Origin of the sequence: Streptomyces sp. H27-H5 (assembly GCF_026627505.1) — a bacterium.
Lineage (GTDB): Bacteria > Actinomycetota > Actinomycetes > Streptomycetales > Streptomycetaceae > Streptomyces.
In genome coordinates this window covers 1-8998 of sequence record NZ_JAPNLK010000171.1, presented here as the reverse complement: position 1 = coordinate 8998, position 8998 = coordinate 1, and the positions used below count along the sequence as shown (strand labels likewise).

10 protein-coding genes are annotated in these 8998 nt (G+C 70.3%); 7 read left to right on the top strand and 3 right to left on the bottom strand.

The features are described 5' to 3' along the window. Window positions 1-140 precede the first annotated feature (140 nt). The 4 genes from OTB19_RS40330 (at window position 141) to OTB19_RS40315 (ending at window position 2666) form a co-directional block, all read left to right on the top strand. On the top strand, window positions 141-587 hold the full coding sequence (locus OTB19_RS40330; RefSeq protein WP_267803803.1) for an acyltransferase family protein: 447 nt from the start codon (window positions 141-143) through the stop codon (window positions 585-587). Window positions 588-825: 238 nt separating this feature from the next. Beyond that, complete coding sequence (locus OTB19_RS40325; protein WP_267803802.1) at window positions 826-1128, top strand: ArsR/SmtB family transcription factor; 303 nt, start codon at window positions 826-828, stop codon at window positions 1126-1128. Beyond that, window positions 1125-1517, top strand: a complete 393-nt coding sequence (locus OTB19_RS40320; protein ID WP_267803801.1) for a VOC family protein — start codon at window positions 1125-1127, stop codon at window positions 1515-1517. Before OTB19_RS40325 ends, OTB19_RS40320 begins: the two co-directional genes overlap by 4 nt. A gap of 111 nt (window positions 1518-1628) precedes the next feature. Further along, window positions 1629-2666 (top strand): magnesium and cobalt transport protein CorA, encoded by a 1038-nt coding sequence (locus OTB19_RS40315; protein ID WP_267803800.1) that lies wholly within the window; start codon window positions 1629-1631, stop codon window positions 2664-2666. Between the two features lie 305 nt (window positions 2667-2971). On the opposite strand, the gene OTB19_RS40310 is transcribed toward OTB19_RS40315, so the two are convergent. Further along, window positions 2972-3196 (bottom strand): hypothetical protein, encoded by a 225-nt coding sequence (locus OTB19_RS40310; RefSeq protein WP_267803798.1) that lies wholly within the window; start codon window positions 3194-3196, stop codon window positions 2972-2974. 271 nt (window positions 3197-3467) lie between these two features. Between OTB19_RS40310 and OTB19_RS40305 the strand changes: the two genes are divergently transcribed. Then, window positions 3468-3755, top strand: coding sequence for a hypothetical protein (locus OTB19_RS40305; RefSeq protein WP_267803796.1), 288 nt, complete (start codon window positions 3468-3470; stop codon window positions 3753-3755). 18 nt (window positions 3756-3773) lie between these two features. Here the strand turns inward: OTB19_RS40305 and OTB19_RS40300 are convergent, their stop codons facing one another. Then, window positions 3774-5489 carry an alpha/beta hydrolase gene (locus tag OTB19_RS40300; protein WP_267803795.1) on the bottom strand — a complete coding sequence of 572 codons (1716 nt, stop codon included), beginning with the start codon at window positions 5487-5489 and terminating at the stop codon, window positions 3774-3776. Window positions 5490-5899: 410 nt separating this feature from the next. Between OTB19_RS40300 and OTB19_RS40295 the strand changes: the two genes are divergently transcribed. Then, window positions 5900-7087 carry a glycoside hydrolase family 64 protein gene (locus tag OTB19_RS40295; RefSeq protein WP_267803794.1) on the top strand — a complete coding sequence of 396 codons (1188 nt, stop codon included), beginning with the start codon at window positions 5900-5902 and terminating at the stop codon, window positions 7085-7087. Here the strand turns inward: OTB19_RS40295 and OTB19_RS40290 are convergent. Then, window positions 7062-7916, bottom strand: coding sequence for an amino acid permease (locus tag OTB19_RS40290; protein WP_267803793.1), 855 nt, complete (start codon window positions 7914-7916; stop codon window positions 7062-7064). The two genes, OTB19_RS40295 and OTB19_RS40290, sit on opposite strands and share 26 nt — an antisense overlap. 304 nt (window positions 7917-8220) lie before the next feature. Between OTB19_RS40290 and OTB19_RS40285 the strand changes: the two genes are divergently transcribed. Continuing rightward, window positions 8221-8937, top strand: coding sequence for a glycosyl hydrolase family 28-related protein (locus OTB19_RS40285; RefSeq protein ID WP_267803792.1), 717 nt, complete (start codon window positions 8221-8223; stop codon window positions 8935-8937). Window positions 8938-8998: the final 61 nt, after the last annotated feature.

The window sequence follows — 8998 nt, the reverse complement described above, 5'->3', positions numbered from 1 at the left end:
CTTCCTCCCCACCGGCCTCCCCATCGGCAGTCCCGAGGACTGCCTTACCTGCGCCGGCACCCTCTACCTCGGCAGCCCGGCCTGACCGGCCCAACCCCCCTCCACGAACTTTCGCGGTGCAGCACTATGTTCGTGGCCGCATGGTCACCAATCTCGGCGCACGTCTGACAGAGCAGCTGCCGGCCTGGCCGGCGCGGATCGTCATCGCCGTGGGCTTCCTGGCCATGGCCGCCATCGCGCTCGGTCTGCTCGACCGCATCCAGTGGAGCTGGCTGTCCACCGTCGGCGCCATCACCTACCCGCTCTACATCATCCACATGACGGCGGGCATCACCCTGATCCACCACTTCCGCGGCAAGATGCCGGCCTACGCGCTGGTCGGTACGGTCACCGCCGCGATGCTGGTCGTCGCGTGGCTGATCCACCGGTTCGTGGAACGACCTCTTTCCCGCAGGCTCCGTTCCGCGATGCGGTCCGGTATAGAGGACATCCGACGGAGCACCCCGGTGCAGGCTTCGCTGCCGCCGTCGGCGCTGCCGGCGCAGCGTCGGGAACGTGTCGTCGAACCCAACCTGACGCGCCGCTGAGTCCGCGTTTCCCGTCCGGGAGACGGTTGTGACCGCGGAGGGCGTCTCGCGCGACCCGTGACCATGTGGGCCGTGGAGATGTGCACCGGGCGTGGGGTGATCTCGGTGGAAGCGGGAGGGGGGCGAGCCATGTGCTCGCCCCCCTTCGCGTGTCCGGGTCCCGCGGTCGGCGCCCGATGCGGGCCGCGGTGGCGGCCTCCACTTGATATGCAAGTGAATGGTTGCCTATCCTGGGGTCGTGGCCGACGACCTTTTCAAAGCCTTGGCCGACTCCACCCGTCGCATCATCCTCGACGAGCTCACGGACAAATCAGGACAGACGCTGTTCGAGATCTGCTCGCGGCTGAGCATGAAACATCGGCTCGGCATGTCGCGGCAGGCGGTCTCCCAGCACCTCGCCGTGCTGGAGGCCGCCGGGCTCGTCGAGACGCGGCGGGAGGGCCGCTACAAGTTCCACGATCTGAACGCGGCCCCACTGCGACAGATCGCCGAGCGATGGCCGGTGCCCGAGGCATCCGAACCGGAGGAGAACACCCCATGAAGATCCGTCTGACCAGCGTCTTCGTCGACGACCAGGCCAAGGCCCTGGCCTTCTACACCGAGATCCTCGGCTTCGTGAAGAAGCACGACGTCCCGGTGGGGGAGACGGCCCGGTGGCTGACCGTCGTCTCGCCCGACGAGCTCGGCGGCACCGAACTCCTCCTGGAGCCCGCCGGCCACCCCGCCGTCAAGCCGTACCGCGACACGCTCGTGGGCGACGGCATCCCGCTCGCCCAGTTCGCCGTCGACGACGTGCGGGCGGAGTACGAGCGCCTGCGCGGCCTCGGCGTCCGCTTCACCCAGGAGCCCGTGGAGATGGGCCCCGTCACCACCGCCGTCTTCGACGACACCTGCGGAAACCTGATCCAGATCGCCACGCAGCCGCAGTAGGAGCCCGCCGATCCGCCGGCCGACCGATGTCACAAGCGTCACCGGGTGAGAAAACGCTGGTCGGGGGTAGGTGGCCCGCCTACCTGGCGGACGAGGGACGAAGAGGCGGACATGACGGCGCAGCGGGACGGCAAGGACGGTGGTGAGGGTCTGCCGTCGGCGGTGGTGGACTGCGCCCTCTACGAGGACGGACAGCGCATTCCCGGACAGGTGAACCTGGGCAAGGTCCTGGACCGCATAGATCCGGAGGCGGGACGGTTCGCGTGGATCGGCCTGTACGAGCCCACGGAGGAGCAGCTACAGGAGGTCGCCGAGGCCTTCGGCCTGCACCCCCTCGCGGTCGAGGACGCCGTCCACGCCCACCAGCGACCCAAGCTGGAATGCTACGAGGACATGCTGTTCCTGGTGCTCAAGACGATCGTCTACGTCGACCACGACAAGGTCACCGCGACCAGCGAGATCGTCGACACCGGCGAGATCATGGTGTTCGCCGGTCCCGGGTACGCGATCACCGTCCGGCACGGCAGCGCCCCGCCGCTGGAAGGCGTACGGCAACAGTTGCAGGACGACCCGCGGCAATTGGGCTGCGGCCCCGCCGCCGTCCTGCACGCGGTCGCGGACATGGTCGTCGACCGCTACGTCGAAGTGGCCGACTCCTTCGCCGGTGACGTCGACACACTGGAGAGCGAGGTCTTCTCCCCGGACCGGCCGGTCGACGCCGGGCGCATCTACCAGCTCAAGCGGGAACTCCTCGAATTCAAGCGCGCCGTCATGCCACTGGCCCCCGCCCTGCGACGCCTCAGTGAAGAGACCCCCCAGATCCCGCGGGAGGTGGCCACCTACTTCCGTGACGTCGCCGACCACCACCAACGGGTGAGCGAACAGATCCTCTCCTTCGACGAGCTCATCACCGGCATGCTCAGCGCCGGCATCGCCCAGCTCGGCGTTCAGCAGAACGCGGACATGCGCCGCATCAGCGCCTGGGCCGCCCTCATCGCCGTCCCCACCATGATCGTCGGGGTGTACGGCATGAACTTCGAGCACATGCCCGAACTCACGTCGCCCTACGGCTACCCTGCGGTCTGGGCGGTCATCATCGTCGCCTGCTCCGTCGTGTACCGGGCCCTGCGGCGCAACAAGTGGCTGTAGGGCGTCAGGCGCCCACACCGGGCCCTCCCCACCCACCCATGCGGGTGGCCGGAACCGGTCCACCGGTGTGGTGGCGGGTCCGGAGACAGGCGGCTGGTGTGTCCTGACGGGGGTCCCGGCCACTCCGAAACGGGCGGTCGAGACTCACCGCCCCCCTGCCCCGGGCTGCACCACGCAGCGGCCCCGGGGCAGGGAGAGCGACCACGCCCACGCGCAGTGATCACCCTGATCGACCGGGCCGCCACCGGCCTCGTGACCCTGTCCGGCCCGTCGGCCCCGGCCGGGCGTTCGCCGCGTACCCGCCGTCAGGTGTCGGAGGCCCAGACTTCGGGGCCGCCGCCTTCCCAACGGATCGGACCGTCCTCGGACAGGTCCACGCCCTCCAGCCCGGCACGCCGGAGGAACTCGGAGACATCGCTCGTGGAGTGCGCGCGGCCCAGGTCCGCGTCCACGCCCAGCGCGTGCACCGTGACTTTCCGCCCGCCCTTCGGCGACACGGGATGAATGACGATCTCCGTCTGGTCGGCCATCCACCCAGCCTGCGTCAGGTCGAACGCAAGAGCACCCCGAGCGATCCGGTCGGGCGGACGGCCGCCCCTGCCGGCGCCCGCCGCCGACCCGCGTGTCCACGCCTGCCGCACGCGGTCGAGCCGACCTGCGGTGTGTCTGCCGGCCATACGGAAGCGGAGCGTCCTGTCCGGCCGCGCGGAACGTCCGCATGAGGTGGGGCCGGCGGGGTATGCGCGTAGGGAGCAGCGTGGTGCTGGGTGTTGTCCGGGGGTGGGTGTGGAGAGGGAACGGTTGACGATGCGGGAGTCGGCGGCCTGGGACCAGTTGGTCGCGGGGCTGCGGGACGAGTCGCACGGAGGGAGTCGTGCTCGGCCGGATCGGCGGGCGGAGCGTCGGCTGCCGGTCGGCCTGATGGTGGTGATGGCCACTCTGCTGTGTGCCGCGCTGGCCCTGGTGGTGGCGGCCGGCATGAACGGAGAAGGGCGCCTGGTCTGGGCAGGAGTGGCCGTCTGGATCGCCGCGATCGTGTCGGTGTCCTACGTACTCGGCCATGGCCCGCACGTGCCCCACCGGCGCTGAGGCCTGAACTCCCTTCGCTCACAGCCGAGTCGGCCGAACTCGCGCCGACCCCGGCCGGGGCGCATCGCCGGGTGCGTACGCCGAGCCCTCGGGGTCGGGTCCGGCGTACGCACCTGGCGCGACGGCTCGGCGCAGGGCGGGGATCACCTCGCGCGTCTCGTCCACCTCGATCCTTTCGGTGCGGAGGGTCGGCGATTGCGGGGGTGTCTCGTCCGCGCAGACGGTGCCCCGCGCGGGCAGCGCCAGGGTGGCGAGGTACTCGTTGACCAGGGCGCTCACACAGGCACTGCGGTTGTACGCGGTGTGTCCCTCGGCGTCGAAGGTCAGCAGCCGCCCGTTGTCCAGCGTCCCGGCGAGGGCCAGCGCGTCCTGGTACGGGGTGTCCGGGTCCCCGGTCGTGCCGAGGATCAGGATCGGGGCGGAACCGGCCGCCCGGTAGGAGCCCTCGAACCGGCTCGGGCGCTCCGCCGGCCACTGGGCGCAGGTGGGTGCGTGGTTGTGGTCGTAGGTGGGCGGCCCGAGGCCGATGGCGGGTCCCAGCAGCGGCGCGGAGGCGACATGGGCGCTGACCAGCGCGCCCAGCAGGAGGGGGCTCGTCGGATAGGCGCGGTCCGCGCACTCGACGGCCATGTTGACGTTGAGGAAGTCGAAGGACGCGGGGGAGGGCGGGGACAACAGGAACGAACTCCGGTGTGCCTGGGCCGCCCTCAGGGCCTCTCCCAGATAGGGCCACACCTCCTTGCCCGAGTTGATGTTGAACATCAGTCGGTAGGCGAGGGTGTATCCGGTGGCCGGGCGTCCGCTCGCCGTGATGACGGGGTCGGCGTCCAGGTCCCGCTTGAGCTGTTCGAACGCCTGCCTCGGGCGCCCTTCGCCGAATCCGCAGGTGGTGGCGTTCTGGGCGCACCAGTCCAGGAACCGGCCGACCGCCGTGTCCAGGGCGATGAATTGCTTGGCGTCGTAGGCGTACGGCACGTCGGCGTAGTGCCGCGGATCGTAGGCCCCGTCCAGGACCATGGCGCGGACCCGTCGCGGGAACTGCGCGGCATAGACCGTGCCGACGTAACTCCCGAAGGAACGACCGTAGAAGGAGAGGGTCTCCTCGCCGAGGGCCTGGCGGAGCAGGTCCATGTCCTTGGCATTCGAGGCGGTGCCGATGAACGGCACGAGGTCTCCCGACCGTCGCCGGCAGGCGGTGGCGAAATCGAGCCCCTGCCGAACGGCGCCGCGCAGGGCCCCCGGGCCGGGCACACCGCGGGCGGCGTCGACGGCGGCGGAGTACTCCGTGTCGTTCCAGCACTCCACCTGTCCGCTGCGCGCCACACCGCGCATGTCGTACCCGACCGCGTCGAAGGTGTCGCGGAGGGCGGCGGGGAGCGCCTCGTAACTGTCACGGGCGAAGTTCACACCGGAGTTGCCGGGGCCGCCGGGGTGCAGGACCAGGACGCCGGTGCGACGGGCCGGGTCGGCCGCGAGGTGTCGGGTGACCGCGAGCGGGAGCGTGGGCCCGGTGGGTCTGCGGTAGTCGAGCGGTACCTGGGCGGTCGCGCATTCGAAGCCGTCGCCCGGGTCGGCGCAGGGGCCCCAGGACAGGACGGGAACGGCCGGCGCGGCGGGAGTCGTCGCCGAGGCGGCCCCGGGCGTTGCCCCGAGGAGCGCGGTGACCGCGACCAGAACGAGGGACATGCCCCACCCCACTCGCTTGCGCGGGATGTGGGCTGAGCGGGTCTGCATGCGGTGATCCTCCGTCACGAGTGGCTGGGGAACAGGCGACAACGTAGCCGCCGACCCCGTCGGCCACCAGGAGTTGACGCCGCGATCCCGATTCCCGTCGACGTCACTTCGGCTCGCGGTCGACTCGCGGTCGACTCGCCGTGGGTGTGCCGTCGACGTGTCGCCGAAGCGGGGACGCCGAGACGCGGGGCGCGGGACCTGCGTACGCCGCCGTCTCGGCCGGCGCGAAGGCGGTCGGGTTCTCGAAGCCGTGCCGGATTCATTGACAGAAGGTGAACGCAACCTGATTCTGAGAGCGCTCTCAGTATTCAAGGCATCTCTCCCCGCCCTGCCCGCCCCGCCCATGTCGCCCCTCAGGGCGCAGGGGCGGGGCACCCCACCGGCAGGCGCCCCCCACCAGGAGGAAGAGCATGTTCCGCTTATCGAAAGTGCTGGGCTCCGGCGTCTCGGCGCTGGTTGTCGCCGCCGGCCTGATGGTCTTCGGTCCGTCGACCTCCGCGGAGGCCGTACCCGCCACCATCCCGCTCACGATCAAGAACAACTCAGGACGCGGCGAGCCGGTCTACGTCTACAACCTGGGCACCCTGCTCAGCACCGGACAGCAGGGCTGGGCCGACGCCAACGGCACGTTCCATCCCTGGCCGGCGGGCGGCAATCCCCCCACCCCCGCGCCCGACGCGTCGATCGCGGGCCCGGCCAACGGGCAGACGCGGACGATCCGGATGCCGAAGTTCTCCGGACGCGTCTACTTCTCCATCGGACAGAAGATCGTCTTCAAGCTCACCACCGGCGGCCTGGTGCAGCCTGCCGTGCAGAACCCCTCCGACCCCAACCGCAACACCCTGTTCAACTGGTCCGAGTACACGCTCAACGACGCCGGTCTGTGGATCAACAGCACTCAGGTCGACATGTTCTCGGCTCCGTACGCGGTCGGCGTCAAAGCGGCCAACGGCACGGTCAGCACGGTCGGTCGACTCAAGCCGGGTGGTTACAACGCCGTGTTCGACCAACTGCGTGCGGCCGGCTGGGGCGGACTGATCCAGAGCCGCTCCGACGGCACACCCCTGCGAGCGCTCTCGCCCGGGCACGGCATCGAGGCGGGCGGGATCCCGGCCGGCGCGATGAACGACTACGTCAACCGGGTCTGGAACAAGTACAGCTCATCCACGCTCACCGTGACACCGTTCGCGAACGAACCGAACACCAAGTACTTCGGCCGGGTATCGGGCAACGTCATGAACTTCACCAACGGCTCGGGAGCGGTGGTCGCCGGCTTCCAGAAGCCTGACTCCGACAGCATCTTCGGCTGCTACAAACTCCTGGACGCACCCAACGACCTCGTCCGCGGCCCGATCTCCCGCACCCTCTGCGCGGGCTTCAACCGGTCGACGCTCCTGACGAACCCGAACCAACCCGACGCGAACGGCGGCAACTTCTACCGTGACGCCGTCACCAATCACTACTCCCGCGTCATCCACGGCCAGATGGCCGACGGCAAGGCGTACGGCTTCGCCTTCGACGACGTGGGCGCCCACGAGTCGTTGGTGCACGACGGCAATCCGCAGGAGGCCTTCATGACCCTGGAGCCGTACAACTAGACCGCCGAACCACCGGCCCACCGGTCCACCCGACAGGGGAACGCGCCGGACCCGCTTCGCCGTCAGGGCCCGGGGGTGTCCCGCCCCCGGGCCCTGACGGCGGTCCTGACGCGGACCCTGACGCGGACCCGGACGTGGGCTCGGAGGCCAACGCCTGACGGTCGAAGACCAGCATGCCGAGGAAGAGCAGGGCTCCGAGGACGAGCAGGCCCGCGACGATGACGACGGAGGTCAGCGCCTCGTCCGGTGCCACGAGCACGAAGAGGGCGAAGAGGGTCCAGGCCAGGGCGCAGACCGCCACTGGCAGTTCGCCGCGCCCCAGGTCGAACGCGCCCTTCCGGCGGTCGAGTCGGCGGCGTACGACGAGGTAGAGGACGATCGTGGACCCGTAGATGAGGGCGGGGAGGATGGTCGAGGCGGTGATCAGCTCCACGACGATGCCCGCCCCGAAGAAGGCGACGGTGAGGGTGATCAGGAACAGCATGCCGAGCACGCCGGCCGCCACGACCGATGCGACGGCGGTGTCCTCGTCCGGGGCCATGCCGGCCAGCGGCATGAAGGCCTGGCTCGCCAGGGCGTTGTCGATGGCGACCACGGCGATCGCCAGGTAACAGAACGTCAGCCAGCCGAACCACCAGCCGACCCTGGGGTTGCCGAGCCGGGACGCCCATTGGTAGGAAGAGCCGCTCAACGGGATGCGGGCGGCGAACTGCGCGACCACCAACGCCACGAGGGTCTGCCCGACCGCGGCGATGAGCCAGAGCCAGATCCCCACCGGGCCCGCCGTCAGCAACACCTGGTCGAAGGTGGCGAAGATCCCGACCGCCACCGAGATGAACGCGAACGAGATCGCGAAGACCTGGAAGAGCCGAGCGACCGTTTCAGCTCCTGCCGATAGCCGGCGCCCTCGGTGGCACCCCCGCCGTCGGGCCCGTCCTGCCCAGCCTCCGCCACTTCAGCCACCTCGCCTCTCCTGGTCCGGCACAGTGTCCCCGCCCGGTCCGCCTCCACGGCGCCGCTCACGATCGACGCACGGGACCGGCCCCCCGGACGGACGACTTCCCTCCCGGCCGATAGCCTCCCCTCGGGCCCGGGCGGCCCGTTCAACAAGGTGAATCGACGGGGGAGTACAAGTGCATCGACGTGGCGTGATCCTGGCGGCGGGCGGATTCGTGGGCGCGCTGGGAGCCGGCCAGGTGGTGGCCGCCGGCCCCGCCGCCGCGGCGGCCGGCGACCGGCGCAGCGTCCACGACGTCCTGGCCTACGGGGCGAAGGGCGACGGCACCACCGACGACACCGCCGCGTTCCAGGCCGCCCTGACGGCCGCACGCGCCGTGCCCGAGGGCGCGACCCTGCTGATCCCGCCCGGCCGGTACCCGCTCACGAAGGGGCTCGTCCTCGGCCCCCGGATGACCGTGTCCGCGTACGGGGCACACGTCCTGCGCACCAAGGACTGCGGGGCCCTGGTCAAGAACTTCGACTCGGTCACCCCGGTCTCCGCCTACGACGGCGCCGGCGACATCGCCCTGCTCGGCGGTACCTGGGACATGCGCGGCAGCACGTACCAGCAGCAGAGCGACGCCATCGGCTTCGCCCACGCCGACGGCATCCTCGTCCAGGACTGCACCGTGCTCGACACGCCGTCCGCCCACGCCGTGGAACTCAACGCGGTACGCCGCGCCCGCATCGTCAACTGCCTCTTCGACGGGCTGCACGTCACCGGCCAGGGCACGGACACCGCCACCAACCGGGAGGCCGTACAGATCACCGGCGCCCTCTCGGCAGTCAGCCTGGATCCACCGCGTAGTGGTCGGGCTGTGGATGGAGAAATCAGAAGAGGTGCCCGCTGACCTGGGATGATGGGAGTTTCTACGCTTCCATCAGACCCGAGCAAGAGGGCACCTCGTAAGT

Excerpts from the sequence above, each read along its gene's own strand:
- OTB19_RS40330 (WP_267803803.1), top strand. The coding sequence starts at position 141 with ATGGTCACCAATCTCGGCGCACGTCTGACAGAGCAGCTGCCGGCCTGG.
- OTB19_RS40315 (WP_267803800.1), top strand. The coding sequence starts at position 1,629 with ATGACGGCGCAGCGGGACGGCAAGGACGGTGGTGAGGGTCTGCCGTCG.
- OTB19_RS40310 (WP_267803798.1), bottom strand. The coding sequence starts at position 3,196 with ATGGCCGACCAGACGGAGATCGTCATTCATCCCGTGTCGCCGAAGGGC.
- OTB19_RS40320 (WP_267803801.1), top strand. The coding sequence starts at position 1,125 with ATGAAGATCCGTCTGACCAGCGTCTTCGTCGACGACCAGGCCAAGGCC.
- OTB19_RS40295 (WP_267803794.1), top strand. The coding sequence starts at position 5,900 with ATGTTCCGCTTATCGAAAGTGCTGGGCTCCGGCGTCTCGGCGCTGGTT.
- OTB19_RS40300 (WP_267803795.1), bottom strand. The coding sequence starts at position 5,489 with ATGCAGACCCGCTCAGCCCACATCCCGCGCAAGCGAGTGGGGTGGGGC.